Origin of the sequence: Chitinophaga hostae, from assembly GCF_018224885.1 — a bacterium.
In the GTDB taxonomy this organism is placed as follows: Bacteria; Bacteroidota; Bacteroidia; order Chitinophagales; family Chitinophagaceae; genus Chitinophaga; species Chitinophaga hostae.
In genome coordinates, this window is the sequence record NZ_JAGTXB010000001.1 from 773,911 (window position 1) to 797,312 (window position 23,402).

Consider the following 23,402-nt stretch of genomic DNA (forward strand, 5'->3'; position numbering starts at 1 on the left):
ATGAACAAGCAACATGAAAAAACTTACCATAACATTCGTTGGGCTGATCACCGTTTTTATTTTCGGGTGCAAAAATTTCCTGGATGTAAAACCCAAAGGTGTATTGTCGGAAGAACAGGTACAAACTGCTGATCAGATAGAAAATTTTGTAGTGGCGGCCTACTCGTACATGCCCTCGCTGGGTTATGGCGATACCCATGCGCCCTGGATACAGAGTGTAAGATCAGATGATGCCTATAAAGGCGGTGGTGGACTGAGCGATCAAACCCCCTGGTACGAAATGGAAATATTTACCGGCGTTACCTCTAACATAGGAAATAACGATGGTCCCTGGTACCGCGGTTATTGCGGTATCAGCAGGGCTAATACGGCACTGCGTTTATTGAACAACGTTAGTGCAAATGATTTTAAGGCCAAAGATCAGCGGATTGCGGAGATGAAGTTTCTCCGCGGGTGGATCTACCTTGGTATGAAACTTCGCTGGAATTATGTGCCTTATATCGATGACCAGGTGAAGAATGACGCTATTATCGTGGAAGGCATTTCTAATCGCCCGGAAGGCATGATAAATGATTTAGCCCTATGGGATAAGATCATCAAAGACTTTGAAGACGCAGCCAACGTACTGCCTGAAACCCAGGCGGAGAAAGGACGACCTACCCGTTATGCGGCGCATGCGCTGGCTGCAAAAGCACTGCTGTTCCGCGCATATGAAAAAAATGACCGGCACCAGGTGACCAATATCAACATAGAAACGCTCAATAAATCGCTCGCGCATATCGATGCCATTATGGCGAAAGACGGCGCTATGTTTGATCTTACACCGGACTTCGCCGATAATTTTATGATAGAATATGATAACAATACGAAAGAATCATTGTGGGAAATACAGTACTCGATAGATGATGGTACCACCAACGGAAGGGTCAATTGGGGCGATCAGCTGAATGCACCGTGGTGGAATCCTTATTTCAGCTGCTGCGACTTCCATAAGGTATCCTACTCGATGATCAACGCGTTTAAAACAGATGGTACCGGGTTGCCCGATTTTGATAACTATAACAATACTGAGCTGGGCGGGCAGGCCTATAAACAGTTTTTCAATACACATGCCTTTGATCCGCGTATAGGGCATACTGTGGCCATACCGGGCTATCCCTGGAAATATGATAACCGCCTTATGTTTGAAGAAGCGGGTTCCCGTGCGCCTTTTCAATATGGTTATTTTAATTCCATGAAAGAGCAGGTGCGTCCGGATTGTAACTGTATGTATAAACCATTTTATGTGCAGAACAGCATGAATAAAAAGGAGATCCGTTATGCAGAAGTGTTGCTGTGGAAAGCGGAGATCCTGATACAGCTGGGGCGGTTTAATGATGCCCTGCCGCTGATCAACCGCGTAAGAACAAGAGCAGCCAACAGCACGGCCAGGTTGAAAAAAGATGATGGCACGTTGTGGATGAACTATAAACTGGAAACTTACAAGCCCGGGGTAAACTGTGCATGGACAAAAGATTTCGCATGGAAAGCGCTGATGTGGGAAGACCGGCTGGAGCTTGCCTGTGAAGGAAGGCGGTTTTTTGATCTGATGCGCTGGGGAATATTGGAGCCTACAATGAATGCATTTTTGAACAAGGAAAAGAATCGTTTTGATTGGTTTAAACTGGGACATTTCACTGCCGGCAGGGATGAGTTTTTGCCGATTCCGCAGGCGCAGATGAATTGGTCGAAGGGTGGGTACAAACAAAATCCGGGCTACTAAAATATTACAAGCTATGAGAAAGTTTTGCTTATTTATCAGTGTTTTTTTCCTATTGGCTGTAAACAGCGCCTGCACAAGATCTTCCGGTGATATGGTGAAGCCTGGCGTAAGCTTGCCTGCCGTTACCGACCTCGCATTGCAGAAAACAGACGCCAATACGGTAAAAGTAACCTGGAAGATCCCTGCTGCTATTCCCGCAGAAATTCAGCAGCCATTGAGTGTATACGTGGAAGTGAACGAAGTAATCACTACCATGAAAACGGTTAACGCTGCAACGGTGACACTACCCAATGCTGCCACGGAATATGTGTTTACATTGCCCAAGCCTGCATCTACTTATCATTTCATTGTAAAGCTGGTGGGTACTACCAAAACCACGAATGTCAATTATTCATCGAACATATATTCCCTGGGGCAAACCGTTGTGTATACAAAATAGTTATAGCAGCCGTCTCCAACCGGGAGACGGCTGTTGATGATCGCTGAAATGCAGAACCGGCAACTGCCTGGTCCTATAAAATGTGGCTGTTAATATAGCCCTGTAGTGTCGCACCAGAAAGTACGTGGCGGTATAGTGGCAACTTTTGCTTTTTTATCGCCGGGTTCAGACAGCCTGGAGATTTTCATTTTGCTGATGTCCAGTTTCTTTTTGATCTTCTTTTTCATAAAACGGTTTTACTTTAAAAAATACAGTTGCTTACTCTTTTCTAAAGGTTTTCAGCGGCCCCTTGTTGTAAATGGAAGTATGCTGCACGGGCATATGGTATACAGCATTATAATTGAGAGAATCGGGTTTAGGTCTACAAACATGTAGGCTTAGCGTTGTTGTTGTTGACATAAAAGTCAGGATACTAATTTACAAATTTTTTATTCAGACAGGATATTTTTCGTGAATAATTCTTCCGTGTTACGACATGCAGATCAATATTTAATTGAAGGTGCCGCTTATAGATGAGTAGTAATAACCGGGTGTGCCCGACTGGAATTTTACAGGTCCTTCGATGAGGAAAGACTCATCCGTAGTTCTTATCCGGATCTTCCATTTGTCGCTCCCGGCATTCCTTGCCTCCAGGAAAACGGCGGTTCCTTTTTTGATGGTGTCGGCTTTCTGATGTATACCAATACCGGAAACCTTCCATTCTTTTGTGGCGCCGCCGGCGCCGCTGCCATATTTTATTTCAATAAACGGCGCGTCGGTATTAGATTCAAGTTCATATATCACAACGGGGTTTTGCGGAGCTTCTTCTTTAGTACAATATGACAGCCCGGTTATGCAAATAAAGGCGAGCGATATCTTTTTCATTGCGGATATGGTTTTAGTTATTGATTCCACTCATTTTACAACAGCACCTTTTACTAAGGTATACAGTTTAAGGCTGCGTGTTCTATTCATTTTGTTCAGTGAAGGAGAAAGGGTTTGTTTTCGTTCACAGGTAATTATTCAGGCAGACGTTTAACCGGTTTGGCCGATCCCGGCTGCGGTCAATCACAGGATTTACCGATCCAATGCGGTCTTTTACCGACACTTTTGTTGGTTCTCCATGTTTGTAATTGCTGTTGGATAACAGCCAGTATAGCTTTGGTGTATTAATCACTGCAACTACAAATGATGAAAACAAAAAACGTTTTAATTTCCGGCGCCAGTGTTGCCGGTCCGGCATTGGCTTTCTGGCTGCACCGTTATGGATTCCAGGTTACTATCATCGAACGCGCTCCGTGTATCCGGCCAGGCGGATATGCAGTGGATTTTCGTGGTGCAGCATTGGATATACTGGAGAAGATGGATATCCTGGAAGAAATACGCAAATTTGAAACACGCACAGGAACGATTACTGTGGTAGATAAGCATAACAAAAAGATATCCCGCCTGCCCGATGGTTTTACCAGCGGAGAGTTGGAGATCATGCGCGGTGACCTGGCTGATGTATTGTATAACGCCACAAAGCACAATATTACCTACCTCTTCGATGACAGTATTACCTCGCTGACTCAACATGCCGACGGCGTTGAAGTCGCTTTTGAACGTCATCCGGTGCAGCAGTTCGATTTCGTGATCGGGGCCGACGGGCTCCATTCAAATGTGAGAAGAATTGCTTTTGGTGATGAAGCGCAGTTCCGTCACGATCTGGGCGTGTACATTGCCATTTTCACTACACCTAACTACATGGACCTCGGCATGAATGGCTTGTTTTACAGCACGCCGGGAAAAAAAGTAGGGCTTTTTGGTGCAAGAGAGAATACAGAAGCCAGGGCTTCTTTTTATTTTACGTCAGGACCATTGGCATATGATCGCCGGAATATAACCCAGCAGAAAGCAATTCTTCGCGATCGTTTTGCGAAGGAGGAATGGGAGGTGCCGCGCTTGCTGGAGTTAATGGATCAGGCGCCTGATTTTTATTTTGATGCTGTGAGCCAGATAAAGATGGATCGCTGGTCAACCGGGCGTATTGTGTTGTTGGGTGATGCGGCACATTGTGCCTCTCCTTTATCAGGGATGGGTACCAGTATGGCGGTGATAGGCGCCTATATCCTGGCCGGGGAACTGAAGCAGGGCAATGGCGATTACACCACTGCATTCAGCAATTATGAAAACATGATGCGTGATTTTGTGACCCGGGGACAGCAGCTGGCAGATGGCGGCGCTGATTGGTTTGTACCGGCAACGCGTTTCCGGCACTGGCTGGCTCAGCAAATGTGGAAGATGTTGCCTTACTCACCATGGAAAAATATGATGATTGAGTTGCCATCGAAAATTGCCCGGTCCATTAAGCCGGCATCTTATTGAATAGTAAAGGAGAAATAAATAATAGTTCACGCTTAAGCGGAAATCAACAGCTGTTTGGGTGATCAGAATCTGAAATCGAATTTATTAATATCGGTTCTGACAGACTTTACAGCATCTGAAGGAGTTTGTTCACCGGCAACAACCAGTTTAATGCCAGGTAAATAGTCGTCCGTTACCACCAGGTTAGCCATTATCAAAGGGTCTAACAACTCAATCGTAAGATCCCCTTTGCTGGTATCAATGCTGGTTTTGTATCTCAACTCGCCGTCGTCGAAATCGAATTCAAAGTTACCGATGTTAAGTCCCCAGTTGGCCCTGGTGATGAACTCCGTGATAGCCGGAAATTTATCGGCAGGTATTTTATCCGGGAGTACAGACAGGCATATCACCTGTTTCAGGTGCTCATTGATTCTTATGAAACAGGCCCAGGATCCGTTTTTAGTTTCATAATTAAACCGGTAAATAGGCTCGGTGGCATGTTGTTGCAGTGGCCATCCTTTCTCATGAAAGTAGTCGATTATTGTATTGGCTAAATCATTCATTGTTTGTGTATTTTATGATGTTAGCGGCTGCTATTACCAGCCTGTTATATTCAGCCCGCTTTCGGCCGCCTGGGCAATGAAATTTTGTTTGGACAGGCCAGACCATCTCGTTGAATGGAATTCGGTCTGCAGGTCGGCAGCTGGCGCTGTTTTTAAATCGATGCTTAAGGTAACACCTTTATTGGTAGTTAACCTGGCAAAACTACCTGCTCCGTAGATCATCAAAAATTCACTCCGATGGTGCTTGCTGTATGCCCCTGCCACGTCAAGTGCGTCGCCCAATACGCCGCCGCCGAGTATTTTCAGTCTTTCTTTTTGTGCAGGATTTAAAAGGTTAATAGTTGGAACGGAGACCATTTTTACCACCATCGCTCTTTTCCCAAGTTCTGCTCCATAAATGGAAGAAGAAGTTATTTTTTTACCAATATACAGGCCCGGCCCCTGAGTGCTGGGAACAGTAGAAGTGGCATTACGCAGAGATGGGGAGGCTATTTTAGCCAGGTGATCTGCTTTAGTGCTCCAGGTGTACCAGGTAGCGGTTGTTTTCTCCATTTCCGCAATTTGTTCAAGCTGGCTGATGCGGTTAAGTCTGTCTGCATCAACGGCATCGCCGGCAGCCGGTAAATAGGCATCACCATGATAGTGCCTGATAAGTGCAGCTTTGAGCTGGGCTTTGTGTGTAGGATCAATTGTTAACCCTGCCATAGCGGTATTTATGCCCCCCATCGCTAAGGTGCTGGGTGGTGTGGCCACCGCAGTTTGCACTGCCGCCCTTACGGCTTCAATCGCAATCAATTGAGTGGGGGTAGCGAAATCAAGAATTACTTTCGGGATGTCTGCTTTTTCGAGTACTGCTCTCTGTTCATCTTTGATCAATCCTTTTCCGGCGTGATGGTGTAACAGCAGCGAGTTAAGCAACGACTCGGCATGCGCTTCCCCATAAGTATTGCCCAGGTGAATGTAAGAGGTATGCAGTTTTATCTGGCGAACAGCCTGTAGTTTCAACGCAGCCTTATCGGGGCCGTTGATGACCTGTGCGGCGGTGACTTCACCCAGCCGGTTCAGGTGAGCCGTATCTTTTTCGGTCATAGCAGTCTGTGGTACTTTAGAAATACCTTGTGTAGAAATATTGTTCTTGAGATCTTGCTGGGTATGCGCCGGATTAGGAAGAATGCCTGCGAGATAATCTTTCCAGGTCATGGATAAATAGGCTTTTGGATACACGTTGGTCAGTACGCCATCATCGGCCAGTAATCCTGCAAATTTATCTCTCGTCATAGGGAATAAATTGCCGGCGTCTTCGTATTCCATACCCGGGTCGGTGCGATCGATATTAAAAGGAAGACCATAAGCTTCCGCCGCTTTAAATACTTCATAAAAGCTGTGGTCCCTGTTAGCCATCATCCAGCCTGCGAGTCCCAGGCGTAGTGTTTTAAGCATGGAGAGATTTTTAATACCCAGGTTTTGAGCTGCGTGCAGCATCAGATCGGTAGATCCGGAGATGCCTGCTTCCAGGCGTGCATTAATAGTGGAAGCTTCACGGGCGCTATCGGAACCTAGTTTTATGTCGAAGTACTCTCCTCCCTGGCTCCATGGCAGCTTGGTTGCCGGGTCAGCCTTAAAATTATTGCGTGCGGCATCATCGGGCGCAATATTGCCCCGTTGCTTTAGCACCAGGTTCACTTCTGCATCGGTGAGATCGGGCAAATCATTTACGGTCAACGTACGTTGCTCGGAAGTTTTTAATCCCGGACTTGCATTAGGTGTACGTTCCTTGTTGGCTTTGCTCGTAGCCGGATCCCACTTTACAATATCGCTGGGAATATTCTTGAATACATCGCGTTTGGTAAAGATACCTTCGGATACCCGCTCTCTGGCGGCAATGTCGGCGAAGTTGGTTATCTCTGCGCCAGTGAGGGTTTTATCTAACCCCGTTTCCTTTCCGAAATCAGGAGCTACGGTACTTTCTGTGGTTGTTTTTACTACTGTAGGTCCTGTTGTGCGATGTTCCACTTTGTGAGCGTCTGACTTTATGTTCCAGGCCCTGCGTGCTTGTCCTTTTGCCTCTCTGTCCAGTTGTATGGCTGCAATTTTCAGCCATTTGGATAAATTATTATTCCGCACAGCATTATAAACCAGTTTAAGTTTTGAACGCAATGGCTGTCCCTTATCCCTGAGCACCAGGTTGATATTGGTGGCCGTCATGTCAAATGCGCCATAATAGTTATCGCCCGGAGGCCATCCAAATTCATTTTCGTAAACTTTTCCTAACGCGGTGGAAGTATTTTTTGCCCAGGCATCCACAATGGTTCTTACTATTCCCACTATCGTATCTACCTGGTCATTTACGGTGGCATCTTCCATTATTAGAGGCGCCATTTTGGTCTCGAACTCAAGCGCCTTGGCGGCATACTTCTCTTCTGCCTGTTGGTTTACCCTCGCCTTACCGGTGGATGAGAGTGTTGCAAATACGCCTTGTATGGTTTGTGATGAACTGGTAACGACCTGCTTTTTTTGAATGGGTGTTTCCGTAGCAAGGAGGGCCTGTTGTCCCATGCTGTCAGCTTCATTTTCCAGCGCAGGATCGTCATTCACATCAATACCGGATTTCATTTGCATCGTAGGTGTTACTCTCCCTTGTTTCTGCTGAACAACATGCCACGCTTCATGTGGTAAATGTTGTTCCTGGCCGGGTCCCAGGTGTATATCTGCTCCCTGCGCGTAAGCTAAAGCCTTTAATTGCGCCGGTTTATCGGAATTGTAATGCACCTTTACATCATCCATAGCAAAGCCGGAAATTGACTCTATTCCCGTTTTTAAATTCGCGGGTAAATTACCCGCGCCTTCTTTATTTTGTATAAATGGCTGGGATACGGTTCCGTTGCTTTGATCGGCTTTTCTCTGCACCGTAAATTTTCCGGGCGTGTGGCCGGTTTCCGGGTTGTTTGCCGGGGAAGCCTGTACCATTGTTTTAGGTGGCGGAGATGGTGCGGTGTCATCCGTTTCAGCCTGCGCAGCCAGCGGGTGAATCGTAAAAGCTTGTACCGCAGGCAGGGAAACACCATGTTTGCTCTCGCTGGTATTGGCAGCGGTTTGAGGAGGGACCGGAGACGATTTTTCTATATGATTAGTTTTCATACAGACAAATAGGGTTATTTTGATTTGTGTATGAATATATTGATTTTTTGGGAGAAATATAAATTTAAACGGGGGGCGGTAAAGGGGAGGGAGAAGCTGATGGTACGTTTGGTTTTAGTTAATGAATAGTCATTGCTGACCGATGGAATAAATAAAAAAGGACAGACTTGCGTCCATCCTTTAAAGCTTGCGGATAAATGCTGCGATGGTATATTTCGCTATCCGTTAAAATGGAATTGTCTCTGACGGGTTCCAGATACTGTTGATGGTTATACGAAAACCGCTATTAAATTCATCTACAGTTGGTGTGGTATATAAATTACCAGTTAATACCGTCTTTGTATTTTTGGAAAGCATGACATGTCTGATCGTTTTTGTTAAAATGGCATTTGTATTTCTGTCAGGATAACTAATATCTACTTCAATTTCCCCGGAAGTATTCATAATTAATTCATTAAATATTTGCTGACCCCTCCTCGGAATTTTCAACGACATAGTCATTTGTCCGCTATAGGTATCACCTGGAATATAATAGGACGAACTTTCATATCTCATCTTTACTGCTACATTTGAATCAGCGGCAGGCGCATCAATGATATTGACTTCCAGGCACGCCATCAGACGTTCTAAAGACAGGTTGAAGTTATTGGCAGCTGTATCAGTCCCTACAACAATGGATATCTTTTTGTAAAAGATATCTGGAAATGGACTTAGTATGCTATCGCCCTGAGCATCTACATTGAGACTTATACCATAATCTATAATAAGGGAATCAGTTGCTGCCACCGCAGCTATTGAATAACTACCTGCCGGTAATGAGTCAGAAAATATTCCGAAATTTCCCTCTGTGGATTTTTGATGGATAAAATTTACTCTCTCTCCGTACCGATTAAAGATAGAGAGATAGATATCTGATATGTTTGCTGTTGAGTCCTTTGCTAAAGTTGTTGTTGAGGAAGCTTGCCTGCCTAAAGGGGCAGGAAGGTGTTCAACTTTTTTTACAAAATCGGCTACGCTTACCTTGATAGGAACTTTCGGGGCCTGGGCGATTGGTGCTTTAGTGTTGTTGTCCTTAGCACACGCATAAAACAGTACGCTAAAAGATAGCGCTACAAACCATTTCTTTTTCATAGATAAAAGGTGTTTTGAGAATTTAAATTATAAGGATTGAAAAATTGAGATTACAGGGGTTATTGCATTATTTGGATATAGGGGTTACTTACATTTAACATCGGGTTAAAGATAGCGTTTTCTGCTTTAAAAAGGAAAATCCGAGCCTTAAATTATGCGATAATTTTTATGTAAATAAGCAAAACAAAAAAGCCCTGATAACTTGCGCTACCAGAGCTTTAAAGCTTGCGGAGAAGAAGGGATTCGAACCCTTGATAGGCTTTCACCTATACACACTTTCCAGGCGTGCCAGTTCAACCACTCCTGCACTTCTCCGTGATTATCTTTCCCTGAATAAAACGGAAGGGTTGATTTTCCAATTCAGGGTTGCAAAGATAATCCTTTAGTTCAGATTTCAAAAAAGAATTTAATTCTTATCGTATATCTTCCAGATACCACCTCCTAAAAGGCCGCCTACTATGGGTCCTACAATAAATACCCATAAATTGCTCAGCGCCTGTCCACCTACAAAAATGGCCGGTCCGATACTGCGTGCAGGGTTTACTGATACGCCGGTTACAGGGATGCCCACAATATGGATCATTGTAAGACACAAACCGATGGCTAAGCCTGCAAAAGCGCCGTTGCCATTGTTTTTGCTGGTGGTGCCATGTACTACAACCAGGAAAATAGCCGTCAGCACTATTTCGGCTATCAGGCCACTAACAAGGGAGTAGTGATCCGGAGATCCCTGGTCTACCCCATTTGCACCAAGACCATTGGCAGCGAGGCTGTAATCGGCTTTACCCTGGGCAATAAAGTACAATACGGCGGAAGCCACTATCGCACCCAGTATTTGTGATACAATGTAGGCGCCGGCATCTTTGCCTGATATTTTCCCGGTCGACCACAGGGAAATTGTAATGGCCGGGTTAAGATGACAGCCGGAAATATGACCTACAGCATATGCCATCGTTACTACCGATAAACCAAATGCAAAAGCAATACCCAGGAACCCCACATGAGCTCCAGCCAGCACGGCACTGCCACAACCCATGAATACCAGCACAAAAGTGCCAAAGAACTCTGCAATACATTTCTGCGATAAGGTGATTGTCATAGAGTAGAAAATTTTGTGGTGATTAGAAATCGGGGAATGTGAAATTGGTGATAGTTAAATTTACCGCAAATATTCAAGATAAAAAAAAACGTGAAACACAACTTAGTGTACTTCACGCTTGTATATGCTTATGAGGATCTTAATATACTTCAATAGGTGTTAGCTCGCCACGTAAAGATGTTTCTATCATCTTTTTTGTTTCTTCCGGTGATAAGCCCTGTCCCAACACAAACATCAGTTTGGTAACGGCGGCTTCAAAGGTCATATCATGGCCGCTTACCACGCCGATTTCCACCAGGTGCTGGCTGGTTTCGTACTTTCCTAACTCCACTGAACCTCCGTCACATTGGGTAATATCCACTACCAAGGCACCGTTGTCGATTACTTTTTTAATGCTCTCAATAAACCAGGGCTGGGTATTGGTATTACCGCTGCCAAAGGTTTCCATGATCACTCCTTTCAGGCCTGATACGCTCAATGTTGCTTCCACGGCTCTCCTGGTGATGCCCGGGAATAGCTTCAGTACCGTAATATTTGTTTCCAGTTCTTTGTGCACCTTCAGTGGTTGTACCGGTGGAGGTAAAATAAACTGGTGCTTGAATTTGATATCAATACCCGCTTCGGCCAGCTGGGGATAGTTCATGGTGTAGAACGCCTCAAACTTCTCGGCGTTATATTTTTTGGAACGGTTACCGCGGAAAAGAGAGAAATCAAAGTAGATGCATACTTCCGGGACCATAGATACTGTGGTGCCATTATGTCTGCTGCAGGCTATTTCCATGGCCGTAATAATATTTTCCTTGGCATCGGTACGTATTTTCCCGATAGGTAGCTGTGAGCCGGTTAAAATAACGGGCTTCGACAGGTTTTCCAGCATAAAGCTTAAAGCAGAAGCCGTAAAGGCCATGGTGTCGGAACCATGTAATATTACAAAACCATCGTACCGGTCGTACCTGTCTTCAATAATACTGGCCAGTTCTACCCATATCTCCGGCTGCATGTCTGATGAATCAATAGGCGGATTAAATGCGTACACATAAAAATCAATGCCCATCCGGTATAGCTCCGGTAAATTATTCCTTATTTCGTTGAATCCGATAGGTCGCAGTGCTTTGGTTTTATCATCGTAGATCATACCCACTGTACCGCCCGTGTAGATAATCAGTATTTTACTCATTGTGCTAGTAGCCATTCCCTGCAAAGGTATTCACTAAACAGTTAGAGCGTTTTGAATAATTTCCGGGCATTGCTGCTTGTTATAGCTGCTACGTCTGCTATTTTTAGATTTTTTATATCTGCTACCTTTTCTCCGGCCAGGGGGAGATAGGCACTTTCATTACGTTTGCCACGGTAAGGTACTGGCGCCAGGTAGGGCGCATCTGTTTCCAATACGATGTGCGACAGGTCTATTTCTTCCAGCAGCTTGTCTAATCCCGACTTCTTAAATGTAACCACACCGCCTATCCCGAGGTAAAAGCCCAGGTCAATAATTTCCTTTGCCTCTTCCAGCGTGCCGGAAAAGCAATGGAATACGCCGCTTAAACGGCCATCCTGCAATCCTTTTACTTCGTTGATACATTCCCGTGTGGCTTCGCGGCTGTGAATAGATACCGGTAAGCCGTACTCCCTCGCCAATACCAACTGCTCCTGGAATGCCCGGTATTGCTGCGGTAACAACGACTTATCCCAGTAAAAGTCAAGTCCTATTTCCCCGATAGCCCTGAAAGAACGCTGTTGCAGCCAGGCTTTTACCAGGTCCAGCTGCTCGTCTACCGCCTCTTTTACGTAACAGGGATGTATGCCCATCATGGCATGGATATGCCCGGGATACCTCGCTTCCAGGGCCAGCATACCCTCAATGGAGCTCTCGTCTATATTCGGTAACAACAATTGATCTACCCCCGCTGCGATAGCCCGCGCTACCATTTCTTCCCGGTCGGCCTCAAATTCTTCAGCATATAGGTGCGTATGGGTATCTATCCAAAGCATAATAATTTATTTATTAAATTTGTAATTTCTTTAATATTTAAAGGATATCTTTATACCTGCAAAGGTAAACACCGAAAAACCTATTTGCTAATAAAACCTAAACTATGAAAAGCTATTTCAGTACAAATCGTGTGCTGGCGTGGACCATCACCAGCGTGGCAGTAGCCACTATTTTCTTTGCCTGTAAGAAGGAAGTAACTACAGATACCGCCCCCAATAATCAATCAGATAACAATACCATTGGCGCGGTACAACATGAGGCTATTGTAAGCGCTATGTATGGTGACTTGTTCGAAACCGCAGCCACTGTTGGTATTTCCCAGGGTATGTATACCGGCCGCAAGGCAAACCCCGGGGGAGGCGAAATGGCAGATCAGCCCCAAGGCTGTCCCTCTGCAGAACTCCTGGATGCAACCGGCAACACCTGGCCTAAACGCGTAGATATAGATTTCGGAACGTCCTGCCTGGACAGGTACGGTGTATTCCGCAGCGGGGTCCTGCATGTGATTTTCAGCGGCCCGTTGTTTAGCCCGGGCGCTACTATCGTAGTGGAGCCAAGGAACTATAAATTGAACGGAAAGGCCGTAGAAGGCCGCTTTGTGATCAGCGGTGTCAGCTATAGCACTACTAACGGCATCCAGTATACGACAGAATTAACCAATGGAAAAGTAACGCTCTCTGATTCCGTAGTGATAAATTATGCCAGCAAAAAAACGGTTAAACAAATTGCCGGTGTTGATAAGGATCAGCCATTCCTGAACCCGTCTGACGATGTATTTAGCGTGGAAGGAAATGCTGCGCTTTCCTACGTGAAAGGCCCTGTTACTGGTGCTACGGCCAATTTTTCCACAGAGGAGGCGCTCATAAAAGCCTGGAGCTGTGCATATATCAGCAAGGGTAAACTGAAAGTGGAGTTCGATAAAATTACCGGTGTAATTAATTACGGAGATGGACTATGCGATGATGTAGCTACCATTACGGTAGGTGATAAGGCAAAAGAAATAAAACTGAAACCATAAATTTTAAGCGGCGCCGTTACTGTCAGGTAACAGCGCCGCTGCTTTTATACAATAGCTGCGAGTTCATATTTTTGTTTCTTACAAAACTCCAGCACCCGGGGCAATGCATATTCCAGCCGGTCCCAGGCCTTGGTACTGTCGTGAAATACCACAATGGAACCTGGCTGCAGCTTAAACACTACATTCTGTACACAGGCTTCCCCATTGAGATCCGTGTCAAAATCCCCGCTCAGTAAATCCCACATAATAATTTTTGCCCCTGGCATCTTATTTTTTATCTGCCTGACCTGGAAAGGCGTAATCCTGCCATAAGGCGGCCTGAACAAGGGAGAAGGTATATATTTGGCTGCTTCCAGCACATTTGCTATATACTTTTCCGTATTTGTTTTCCATCCGTTGAGATGATTGTGCGTGTGGTTGCCGGTACTATGACCTGCTTCCAGGATCTGCTGGTAAATAGCAGGGTATTCCACCACATTTTTGCCGATGCAGAAAAAAGTGCCTTTGGCATCGTATCTGGCCAGCTGTTCCAGCACAAAGGGCGTGGCTTCGGGATGTGGACCGTCATCAAAAGTGAGGTATACCTTATTGCCTGCCGGCGACATATTCCAGATACAGCTTTTATAGAGGGCTTTCAGGATACCGGGTGTTTTAGTAAGATAGAACATACTTGGAGCCTTTGGCTTTTAGCGATGAGCTGAATAGTATTGCAATATACTTAATGTCCCGAAGCCCTGGCCCGTATTAAAAAATTTTAATCTCCCCCTGCATCTCCCGGATAGCTAAAAGCTAAATCCTTATCTTTGCCGCCTATGGATCACAAAAAAGTAAGAGTGCGTTTTGCGCCCAGTCCTACTGGTGGCCTACATCTTGGAGGTGTGCGCACTGTTTTATTCAACTATTTGTTTGCAAAACAGCATAAAGGCGATTTTGTGCTGCGTATTGAAGATACAGACCAAACCCGTTATGTGCCGGGAGCGGAAGAATATATCAGCGAATGCTTAAGCTGGTGTGGCTTAACGCCGGATGAAAGTCCTGCGTTGGGTGGTCCGTATGGCCCTTACCGCCAGAGCGAACGTAAACCATTATATCGTCAGTATGCAGAGCAGCTGGTAAAATCCGGTCATGCCTACTACGCTTTTGATACGCCAGAGGAGCTGGAAAGTATGCGCGAAAGACTGAAAGGTCCCGAAAACCATTCTCCCCAATACAATCACCTGGTAAGGGAAAAAATGCGCAATTCCCTCACCCTGCCTGATGCGGAAGTACAGGATTTACTTGCGAAAAATACACCGCATGTGATCCGGATAAATATGCCTGCCAATGAAGACATCACTTTTACCGATCTCGTAAGAGGGGAAGTGACTTTTCACACATCACAGGTAGATGATAAAGTATTGCTGAAAGCAGACGGTATGCCTACCTATCACCTCGCAGTGGTAGTTGATGATTACCTGATGAAGATCACCCATGCTTTCCGCGGGGAAGAGTGGCTGCCATCAGCGCCGGTACATCTCCTGCTCTGGAAATACCTGGGCTGGGAAGCAGATATGCCGCAATGGGCGCATTTGCCGCTGATCCTGAAACCTGATGGCAATGGTAAGCTCAGCAAACGTGACGGCGATCGTTTAGGCTTCCCCGTTTATGCCATGAACTGGATGGATCCTAAAACCAACGAGTTGACCAAAGGCTTCCGGGAACTGGGTTTCCTGCCGGAAGCATTCATTAACATGCTGGCCATGCTCGGTTGGAACGACGCTACCGAACAGGAAATATTTTCTATCGAAGAACTGATTCAGAAATTTTCCCTGGAACGCGTTCATAAAGCCGGCGCCAAGTTCGATTACGAAAAGGCAAAGTGGTTTAACCATCAGTATATTCATCATAAAGACAATGAAACCCTGGCTGCCCTTTTCCAGCCTGTACTCGCCGAAAAAGGTGTGAGCGCAGATCCTGCTTATGTTGCTACCGTGGCAGGCCTGGTGAAAGAACGTTGTTACTTTGTAAATGAAATATGGGACCACGGTTTCTTTTTCTTCCAAAGCCCTGCCAGCTATGATGAAGCTGCTGTAAAACCAAAGTGGAATGCAGATAAAGAAGCATTCTTCAACGCCTGGTCTGCACAGCTGAACAGCTTAACCACTGCTCCTGCTGCAGATCTGGAAGTTGCGTTCAAAGCCCTGGCTGCTGAAAGAAATCTGAAAATGGGTGATGTACAGCTGCCTTTCCGCATTATGCTGACCGGTGGCAAATTTGGTCCTCCTGTTTTTGATATCGTTGCTACATTAGGTATAGCGGAAACACAAAACAGGATTGCAAAAGGACTGGAAGCTTTTAAGTAGTATTGTTAGTAGTTATATAGATAAAGGCTAAACGATGAAGACCGTTTAGCCTTTATTATTTTGCCAGGTTTTTAGTGCAGAGTGGGCGCTGATCAGGTCAAAGTTACTGTCGTTGTGGACTACCTCCAAGTCAAAGCTCATTGCATAGAACGCAATGATGCAATCATTGCTTTTGCGAATGGTGACGCCTTTCTTGCGGAGTGTCCGAAATAGCGCTGAAGCGCCTATCGCTGTAGCCATTGGTGCGATTTCCAACCGCGTAAAACGACGCATTACTTCTTTTGTTTTCCGATATTGGAGATCATCTCTTATTCCTTGAAGAAGCTCTTGCAAAACAATGGGAATAACAGGAATCTCAAATCCATTTTTTAGATAATAGTTTAGTAAACCAGTTTGGGGAGTTACCTTTTTCCGCATGGAGTCAATCCAAACTGAAGTGTCAAAGAGAAGTGGTTGGTTCATTTGCCTCGCATTTCGTTTAAGTCACCGTCCCAGTAAATCTTCCCTTGCAAGTCTAGAAATTTACGTTGGTTAATACCCAAAATAAATTTTCTGAGCGCCTCATTGATTACCTCCTCCTTTGTCTTTCCTTTATTAAGCTTCATTGCTTCTTTGATCAGTTCGGGGTTTAAGTTTACTATGTTTGCCTGGTTTATATTGCTTCTTGCTTTTGCCATAAAGAATGGTTTAATATCAATAAAAATACACAATAATATACACGCAAAAAGGCCGGACAGTACTGCCCGGCCTTCATTTTATCGCAAAAAAAACCTTATTTCGCTTTCGCGCTTTCCTTAGCCCACGCATCTTTCAGCGTCACGGTTCTGTTGAACACCACTTTCTCGGGTGTACTATCCGGGTCAACAGAGAAATACCCTTTCCGCAGGAACTGGAAACGCTCACCAGGCTTAGCTTGTAACAGGCCTGGTTCTACAAATGCTTCTTTGATCACCTGCAGGGAGTCCGGGTTGATCAGTGATTTGAAATCGCCTTCTTCAGCAGCAGGATTTTCGGCGGTAAATAAACGGTCGTAGATACGTACTTCGGCGGTAGCTGCATGTGCGGCGCTTACCCAGTGAATAGTACCTTTTACCGTTAAACCGCTCTGATCGCCGCCGCTTTTGCTTTCGGGCAAATAGGTGGCGTAGATGGTGGTGATGTTACCATCGGCATCTTTATCAAAGCTTTCGCCCTTGATAATATATGCATTCTTCAATCTTACCATGTTGCCGGGGCCGAGACGGAAAAATTTCTTCGGTGGATTTTCCATGAAGTCTTCCCGCTCAATATACAGGGTGTTGCTAAAATGCAGGGTACGTGAGCCGGCAGTTTCATCTTCCGGGTTATTATCGGCGCTGAGTTCTTCTACCAGGTCTTCCGGGTAGTTGGTGATCACCAGTTTTACCGGATCTAACACAGCCATTACGCGGTTGGCTGTTCTGTTCAGTTCTTCGCGGATGCAGAATTCCAGCAGGCCCAGCTCGATCATATTATCGCGTTTCTGTACGCCAACACGTTCGCAGAGCATACGGATACTGGCCGGCGTATAGCCACGGCGGCGCAACCCGCTGATGGTAGGCATACGCGGGTCATCCCAGCCATTTACATGACCTTCTTCCACCAGCTGTTTCAGTTTTCGTTTACTCATCACCGTATACGTGAGGTTTAAGCGGGCAAACTCGTACTGGCGGCTTGGGAAGATCTCCAGTTCTTTAATAAACCAGTCGTACAGCGGACGATGTGGAATAAACTCCAGTGTACAAATGGAATGGGTAATATTTTCAATGCTATCACTCTGACCGTGGGCAAAGTCGTACATCGGGTAAATGCACCATTTGTCGCCCGTACGGTGGTGATGGGCATGTTTAATACGATACATGAGGGGGTCGCGCATATGCATGTTGGGAGAGGCCAGGTCCCCCTTGGCGCGAAGCGTTTTTTCTCCGTCTTTGAATTCACCTTTGCGCATGCGTTCAAACAGGTCCAGGTTTTCAGCCACAGAGCGGTTTCTGGCCAGTGTAGGCGTACCCGGTACGGTTGGCGTACCCTTGGCGGCGGCTATTTGTTCAGCGCTGGCATCTTCTACATAGGCCAGCCCCTTTTCTATCATATTTACCGCAAAGGTGTACAGTTGCTCAAAATAATCGGAGGCATACAATTCTTTATCCCAGTCAAATCCCAGCCAGTGGATATCTTCCTTGATAGAATCCACATATTCTGTGTCTTCCGTTACGGGGTTGGTATCATCGAAGCGCAGATTGGTTTTACCGTTATATTTCTGGGCTAGTCCAAAGTTCAATACGATGGATTTGGCGTGCCCGATATGCAGGTAGCCATTAGGTTCCGGTGGGAAACGCGTTAATATACGACCGTCGTTTACGCCGTTTGCTATGTCTTCTTCAACAATTTGTTCTATAAAGTTGAGAGATCTTTCTTCGCTCATAATGATTTTTATCTTGGAGAGCAAAGGTAAGAAAATAGCTGTTAGCTATTAGCTATTAGCTTTTAGATAGTGCCACTGTATTCAACTAAAAGCCAAAAGCTAATAGCTAAGGGCTATTTCGTTACCTTTACTTCCTTAATATGATAATTGGTATGGTCAACCCGTTAAATCGTCCTGTTCGTGTATTGGTAGCCAAAGTGGGCCTCGATGGCCATGATCGTGGAGCTAAGGTAATTGCAGCAGCGCTGCGGGATGCCGGCATGGAAGTAATATATACCGGCCTCCGTCAAACCCCCGAAATGGTGGTAAACGCCGCCCTGCAGGAAGATGTGGACGCCATTGGCATCAGCATCCTGTCGGGCGCCCATATGACGGTATTCCCTAAAATCATTGCCGGGATGAAGGAAAAGGGCATGAACGATGTGCTGCTCACGGGCGGGGGAATTATCCCCGATAGCGATATGGAAGCCCTCCAGGAAATGGGGGTAGGCAAATTATTCCCCCCGGGCACCAATACCAAAGATATTTCCGAGTATATCACCAACTGGGTGGCGTCTCACAGAAATTTTTAAAAATTTTTCCGGAACGCCGTAACATTTTCTAAACCGGGTCGTCTTCAGGTTAGTAATCCACCAAATCTAAAAAACCACAACCCGTTTTATGAATAAGAAGTTACTCCCCCTGTCCCTGGTACTGTTGCTGTTTGGTTGTAGTGTGTTTGCACAGGATAAGAAAGATTCAGTTAGCCCCGCTGCTGCGGATACGGCCGTTTTTGAGAAAAAAACCGCCTTCACCCTCATTTTTGGTAAATATCCCAAGCACCGCGACGGGGTATATGTAACCCATGGTGGCAACGGTGCATTGTTGTCTTTTGCCTCCATGAAGGAAAATGGGGAACATATGCGTAACATTCCCAGGTTTACCCTCTTTTTCAACATAGGGTCGAACTTTAATAAAGACTTTTCCAAAAACTTTGGCGTTTTCACCGGTCTCAATCTCAAGAATATAGGGCTTATCTCCAAACCAACCGACTCCCTGAAACTGAAGCAGCGGGTGTATACAGTGGGCATTCCGCTGGGTATTAAACTGGGCGACGTAACCGGTGGCAGCTTTTTCTTCTTTGCCGGTGGTGAAATTGACCTGGCTATCAATTACAAGGAAAAACAATTTGTGGATGGTCACAAGGTCCATAAATTCAATGAATGGTTCAGCGACCGTACCGCTCTGCTGATGCCCTCTTTATTTGCCGGTGTTCGTGTGAACCCCGGTTTTGGATTGAAGGTGCAATATTATCCGCAGAACTTCTTTAACCAGGACTTCAAAACAAAAGATAAAAGCGGCAACGCCATTTATCCCTATAAGAACCTGGAAGCAAACCTGATCTTTGTAACGCTGGGATACAACTTCAGCGGTATTAACTATTTCAAGGTGAAGAAAAAAAGGCACTATATGAAGATGAAAAGCGGTAAAACAGAGTTTGAAGTAAACTATTAAGATATTCCAGTATTGATGTCAGCAGGCCGGAACCAATTACACATTGGTACCGGCTTTTTGTTTGACAGGCAGCCCTGCATGGGCCTGTCAGGCTGATTCGTTAGGTTATTGAATATTGCTTAATATTGATAAACTAAAATACAGCTCATGTATCAGACGTTAAGCACACAACTGGAAAACAGCATCCTGACAGTAACTATTAACCGCCTGGAAAAAATGAATGCGCTCAACCAGCAGGTGCTGGCCGAACTGGCGCTGGTGGTAGATGAAGTATATGGTAACAGGGACATCAAAGGAGCAGTAATTACCGGCGCAGGCGAAAAAGCATTTGTAGCCGGTGCGGATATCAGTGAATTTCTCACCCTGTCTGCCAAACAGGGCGAGGAACTGGCTAAAAAAGGGCACGTAATTTTTCAACGGATAGAAAGCTGCCCCAAACCTATTATTGCTGCTGTAAACGGTTTTGCCCTCGGCGGTGGTTGTGAACTGGCCATGGCCTGTCATTTCCGCATCGCCAGCGAAAACGCAAAATTTGGGCAGCCGGAAGTTAACCTGGGCCTGATACCCGGTTATGGCGGTACCCAGCGGCTTACGCAGCTAATCGGCAAAGGAAAAGCACTCGAACTGATGATGACCGGCGACATGATCAACGCCACAGAAGCGCAGGCCTGGGGCCTGGTGAATCATGTGGTAAAGCCCGAAGAATTGCTCCCCAAAGCCATTGCCATCTTACAAAAAATACAAACAAAAGCCCCGCTGGCCATTGCCCGGGTAATAAAGTGTGCGAATGCAGCCATGGATAAGGACCAGGACGGTTTTGAACTTGAACTGAAAGAATTTGGAGCCTGCTTCGCTACCAAGGATTTAGAAGAGGGCGCCGCTGCCTTCATACAAAAAAGGCAACCGAATTTTACCGGAGAATAGGAAAGAATTACGAACTACGAATTACGAATTACGAATTACGGACTGGAGGGCAGATTACCTTATACTGTTTCCTCACCGGTCCGTAATTCGTAATTCCTAATTTGTAATTCTTTACTTTTGTACCCTTAAAAGTTTAAGTCATGGAATTCAGAATAGAGAAAGACACAATGGGCGAGGTGAAAGTGCCGGTAAATGCCTATTATGGTGCTCAAACACAGCGCTCCATTGAAAATTTCAAGATCGCCCAGGATATTAACAAAATGCCTAAGGAAATTATCAAGGCATTTGCTTACCTGAAGAAAGCGGCGGCTATCACCAACCTTGAAGCGGGTGTGCTGCCGAAAGAAAAAAGTGATCTGATTGGTCAGGTATGCGATGAAATCCTGGAAGGTAAACTGGATGATCAGTTTCCGCTGGTAGTTTGGCAAACCGGTTCCGGTACCCAATCCAACATGAATGTGAACGAGGTGGTTGCTTACCGCGCCCACGTGATCCATGGCGGACAACTCACCGATAAGGATAAATTTGTGCATCCGAATGATGACGTAAATAAATCACAGTCATCAAACGATACCTTCCCTACTGCGATGCACATCGCCGCTTATAAAATGCTGATGGAAGTAACAATTCCAGGTATTACAAAACTGCGCGATACCCTCGCAAAAAAAGCGGAAGCCTTTAAAACGGTAGTGAAAATTGGTCGCACCCACTTTATGGATGCAACCCCGCTTACACTCGGACAGGAAATCAGCGGCTATGTAGCGCAACTGAACCATGGTTTAAAAGCCATCAATAACTCGCTGGCCCACCTGAGCGAACTGGCTCTGGGCGGCACCGCCGTAGGTACCGGTATCAATACGCCAAAAGGATATTCCGAGAACGTGGCAAAAAATATTGCCCTGTTAACCGGACTGCCATTTATTACTGCTGAAAATAAATTTGAAGCACTGGCTGCACATGACGCCATCGTAGAAACACATGGTGCATTGAAAATGGTGGCAGTAAGTTTAATGAAGATAGCTAACGATATCCGCATGCTGAGCTCAGGCCCACGTGCAGGTATCGGTGAAATCCATATTCCCGACAATGAACCGGGTTCTTCTATTATGCCGGGAAAAGTAAACCCTACCCAGTGCGAAGCACTCACCATGATCGCTGCCCAGGTAATGGGTAACGATGTGGCTATCAGCGTGGGCGGTGCAAACGGACACTTCGAACTGAATGTGTTTAAACCGGTGATGATCTTTAACTTCCTGCATTCTGCCCGCCTCATCGGCGACGGCTGCGTAAGCTTCAACGATAAATGCGCAGAAGGTATTGAACCAATTGAAGCTAATATTAAAAAACATGTGGAAAATTCCCTGATGCTGGTAACTGCACTGAATACCAAAATCGGCTACTATAAAGCCGCCGAAATTGCGCAGAAGGCCCACAAAGAAGGAACTACCCTCAAAGAAATGGCCGTGAAGCTGGGTTATGTAACGCCTGCCGAATTTGATGAATGGGTAGTGCCGGCGCAGATGGTTGGAAACAGCTTTTAGCCATTAGCTTTTAGCTTTTAGTAAAAATGCAGCGGAATTTGTCTTTATCAGGATTGAACTGATTTTATTGATGATAGGATTTTTTCTAATGATTTTTTGATTAAATAGGTTGGAGGAGGTGTAAGTGAATAGAAAATTCGTCTACTTCTCAAATCCATTTAAATCAAAAAATCATTAGAAAAAATCCTATCATCAATAAAATCAGTTTAATCCTGATAAAGACAAATTCCGCTGCATTTTTACTAAAAGCTAACGGCTAAAAGCTAAAAGCTGTTCCAATAATTGTTCTTAGACTCAATATGATGATCAGTATCCCCACCATGATCATCAGCGGCTTGCGTTTAATTTTGCGCACCAGGATAGCGGCAAACGGGGAAGCTATTACTCCGCCGATTACCAGGCCCACAATCACCTGCCAGCTGGAGATGCCGGTAAATACCAGGAAAGTGGCTGCGCTGGAAAGAGAAACGAAGAATTCGGCCGCATTCACCGAGCCAATGGTATATTGTACGGTGCGGCCTTTGCTCAGTAAGGTAGATGTAACAATAGGGCCCCAGCCTCCACCGCCAATGGCATCCATAAATCCTCCAATAAATGCCAGCGGTCCCAGTCTTTTGGTTTTGCTTTTCCGCTTGTTTTTCTGCACACCCTTGCGGATCACAATAATGCCTAATACCAGCAAATATGCACTGATAAAAGGTTTTATAACATTGCCATCTATCCTGTCAGATAAAAGATAGGCACCGGAAACAGCCCCTATCATTCCCGGAATGAGCAGGCATAAAAAAAGTTTCTTATTAACATTGCCCAGTTTGAAATGCGCAAACCCGGATGCACCGGTAGTAAACACCTCTGCCACATGTACGCTGGCGCTGCTCACCGACGGCGACACCCCCAAACCCAGCAACAACGAAGAAGAAGTAGCTCCGTAAGCCATCCCCAGTGCGCCATCCACCAGTTGCGCACACAAACCAACAACGATATAAAACAATAACTCCGTGGTAAACAATGATTCAATAAACTGCTGTACTTTTCCCTGTACTGCATCCGGTACCTGGTAGTAATATACAGCTACCAATGCTGCTACTACGATCAGCGATATGCCCGCAACCTGCCACCATTTGTAGGAGGACTGCGGCCTGACGGTTACTGTGCCGGCAACGGCTGTTGATCGTGTAGTCATGTCAGTTATA

Annotated in this window: 22 protein-coding genes and 1 tRNA gene; 9 read left to right on the forward strand and 14 right to left on the reverse strand. The window is 45.6% G+C overall.

The window, feature by feature from the left end:
- Nucleotides 1-13 precede the first annotated feature (13 nt).
- On the forward strand, nt 14-1,762 hold the full coding sequence (locus KE626_RS03220) for a RagB/SusD family nutrient uptake outer membrane protein (protein ID WP_211971432.1): 1,749 nt from the start codon (nt 14-16) through the stop codon (nt 1,760-1,762).
- A 13-nt stretch (nt 1,763-1,775) separates the two neighbouring features.
- Nucleotides 1,776-2,201, forward strand: coding sequence for a DUF4945 domain-containing protein (locus tag KE626_RS03225; RefSeq protein WP_211971433.1), 426 nt, complete (start codon nt 1,776-1,778; stop codon nt 2,199-2,201).
- Between the two features lie 89 nt (nt 2,202-2,290).
- On the opposite strand, the gene KE626_RS03230 is transcribed toward KE626_RS03225, so the two are convergent.
- Both KE626_RS03230 and KE626_RS03235 read right to left on the reverse strand, forming a co-directional pair.
- A complete protein-coding gene (locus KE626_RS03230) occupies nt 2,291-2,428 on the reverse strand; it encodes a hypothetical protein (RefSeq protein ID WP_211971434.1) in 138 nt (45 codons plus the stop codon).
- A gap of 262 nt (nt 2,429-2,690) precedes the next feature.
- Nucleotides 2,691-3,065: a hypothetical protein gene (locus KE626_RS03235; RefSeq protein ID WP_211971435.1), complete on the reverse strand. Its 375-nt coding sequence runs from the start codon at nt 3,063-3,065 to the stop codon at nt 2,691-2,693.
- 303 nt (nt 3,066-3,368) lie between these two features.
- On the opposite strand from KE626_RS03235, the gene KE626_RS03240 reads away from it, so the two are divergent.
- Nucleotides 3,369-4,547, forward strand: coding sequence for an FAD-dependent monooxygenase (locus tag KE626_RS03240; protein ID WP_211971436.1), 1,179 nt, complete (start codon nt 3,369-3,371; stop codon nt 4,545-4,547).
- 62 nt (nt 4,548-4,609) lie between these two features.
- Here KE626_RS03240 and KE626_RS03245 read toward each other — a convergent pair whose 3' ends face one another.
- The 7 genes from KE626_RS03245 to KE626_RS03275 form a co-directional block, all read right to left on the reverse strand.
- On the reverse strand, nt 4,610-5,089 hold the full coding sequence (locus KE626_RS03245) for a YbjN domain-containing protein (RefSeq protein WP_211971437.1): 480 nt from the start codon (nt 5,087-5,089) through the stop codon (nt 4,610-4,612).
- Nucleotides 5,090-5,122: 33 nt separating this feature from the next.
- Entirely contained in the window at nt 5,123-8,227 is a 3,105-nt protein-coding gene (locus tag KE626_RS03250; RefSeq protein WP_249207222.1) for an eCIS core domain-containing protein, read from the reverse strand.
- A gap of 225 nt (nt 8,228-8,452) precedes the next feature.
- Nucleotides 8,453-9,358, reverse strand: coding sequence for a FimB/Mfa2 family fimbrial subunit (locus tag KE626_RS03255; protein ID WP_211971438.1), 906 nt, complete (start codon nt 9,356-9,358; stop codon nt 8,453-8,455).
- Between the two features lie 228 nt (nt 9,359-9,586).
- Nucleotides 9,587-9,673, reverse strand: a tRNA-Ser gene (locus KE626_RS03260).
- 91 nt (nt 9,674-9,764) lie between these two features.
- Nucleotides 9,765-10,457: an aquaporin Z gene (gene aqpZ, locus KE626_RS03265; protein ID WP_211971439.1), complete on the reverse strand. Its 693-nt coding sequence runs from the start codon at nt 10,455-10,457 to the stop codon at nt 9,765-9,767.
- 139 nt (nt 10,458-10,596) lie between these two features.
- The gene (locus tag KE626_RS03270) at nt 10,597-11,649 is read right to left on the reverse strand and encodes an asparaginase (protein WP_249207223.1); all 1,053 of its coding nucleotides are present in this window, start codon (nt 11,647-11,649) and stop codon (nt 10,597-10,599) included.
- Between the two features lie 26 nt (nt 11,650-11,675).
- The gene (locus KE626_RS03275; protein ID WP_211971440.1) at nt 11,676-12,446 is read right to left on the reverse strand and encodes a TatD family hydrolase; all 771 of its coding nucleotides are present in this window, start codon (nt 12,444-12,446) and stop codon (nt 11,676-11,678) included.
- A gap of 104 nt (nt 12,447-12,550) precedes the next feature.
- Between KE626_RS03275 and KE626_RS03280 the strand changes: the two genes are divergently transcribed.
- Entirely contained in the window at nt 12,551-13,465 is a 915-nt protein-coding gene (locus KE626_RS03280; RefSeq protein ID WP_211971441.1) for a hypothetical protein, read from the forward strand.
- A 44-nt stretch (nt 13,466-13,509) separates the two neighbouring features.
- On the opposite strand, the gene KE626_RS03285 is transcribed toward KE626_RS03280, so the two are convergent.
- Nucleotides 13,510-14,133 carry a polysaccharide deacetylase family protein gene (locus KE626_RS03285; RefSeq protein WP_211971442.1) on the reverse strand — a complete coding sequence of 208 codons (624 nt, stop codon included), beginning with the start codon at nt 14,131-14,133 and terminating at the stop codon, nt 13,510-13,512.
- Between the two features lie 144 nt (nt 14,134-14,277).
- Between KE626_RS03285 and gltX the strand changes: the two genes are divergently transcribed.
- Nucleotides 14,278-15,807, forward strand: a complete 1,530-nt coding sequence (gltX, locus tag KE626_RS03290; RefSeq protein WP_211971443.1) for a glutamate--tRNA ligase — start codon at nt 14,278-14,280, stop codon at nt 15,805-15,807.
- Nucleotides 15,808-15,852: 45 nt separating this feature from the next.
- On the opposite strand, the gene vapC is transcribed toward gltX, so the two are convergent.
- From vapC to KE626_RS03305, 3 genes are all read right to left on the reverse strand, one after another.
- Nucleotides 15,853-16,269, reverse strand: a complete 417-nt coding sequence (gene vapC / locus KE626_RS03295) for a type II toxin-antitoxin system VapC family toxin (protein WP_211971444.1) — start codon at nt 16,267-16,269, stop codon at nt 15,853-15,855.
- Nucleotides 16,266-16,484 (reverse strand): type II toxin-antitoxin system VapB family antitoxin, encoded by a 219-nt coding sequence (locus tag KE626_RS03300; protein WP_211971445.1) that lies wholly within the window; start codon nt 16,482-16,484, stop codon nt 16,266-16,268. The genes vapC and KE626_RS03300 overlap by 4 nt, the downstream gene beginning before the upstream one ends.
- Before the next feature lie 95 nt (nt 16,485-16,579).
- Nucleotides 16,580-18,250, reverse strand: a complete 1,671-nt coding sequence (locus KE626_RS03305) for a glutamine--tRNA ligase/YqeY domain fusion protein (protein WP_211971446.1) — start codon at nt 18,248-18,250, stop codon at nt 16,580-16,582.
- A gap of 152 nt (nt 18,251-18,402) precedes the next feature.
- Here KE626_RS03305 and KE626_RS03310 point away from each other — a divergent pair, with 152 nt between their 5' ends.
- From KE626_RS03310 to fumC, 4 genes are all read left to right on the forward strand, one after another.
- On the forward strand, nt 18,403-18,822 hold the full coding sequence (locus KE626_RS03310) for a cobalamin B12-binding domain-containing protein (RefSeq protein WP_211971447.1): 420 nt from the start codon (nt 18,403-18,405) through the stop codon (nt 18,820-18,822).
- Between the two features lie 88 nt (nt 18,823-18,910).
- Nucleotides 18,911-19,744: a hypothetical protein gene (locus tag KE626_RS03315; RefSeq protein WP_211971448.1), complete on the forward strand. Its 834-nt coding sequence runs from the start codon at nt 18,911-18,913 to the stop codon at nt 19,742-19,744.
- Nucleotides 19,745-19,891: 147 nt separating this feature from the next.
- On the forward strand, nt 19,892-20,668 hold the full coding sequence (locus KE626_RS03320) for an enoyl-CoA hydratase/isomerase family protein (RefSeq protein ID WP_211971449.1): 777 nt from the start codon (nt 19,892-19,894) through the stop codon (nt 20,666-20,668).
- A 140-nt stretch (nt 20,669-20,808) separates the two neighbouring features.
- Complete coding sequence (gene fumC, locus KE626_RS03325) at nt 20,809-22,209, forward strand: class II fumarate hydratase (protein WP_211971450.1); 1,401 nt, start codon at nt 20,809-20,811, stop codon at nt 22,207-22,209.
- Between the two features lie 256 nt (nt 22,210-22,465).
- Here fumC and KE626_RS03330 read toward each other — a convergent pair whose 3' ends face one another.
- Nucleotides 22,466-23,392 (reverse strand): sulfite exporter TauE/SafE family protein, encoded by a 927-nt coding sequence (locus KE626_RS03330; protein WP_211971451.1) that lies wholly within the window; start codon nt 23,390-23,392, stop codon nt 22,466-22,468.
- Between the last annotated feature and the right edge of the window lie 10 nt (nt 23,393-23,402).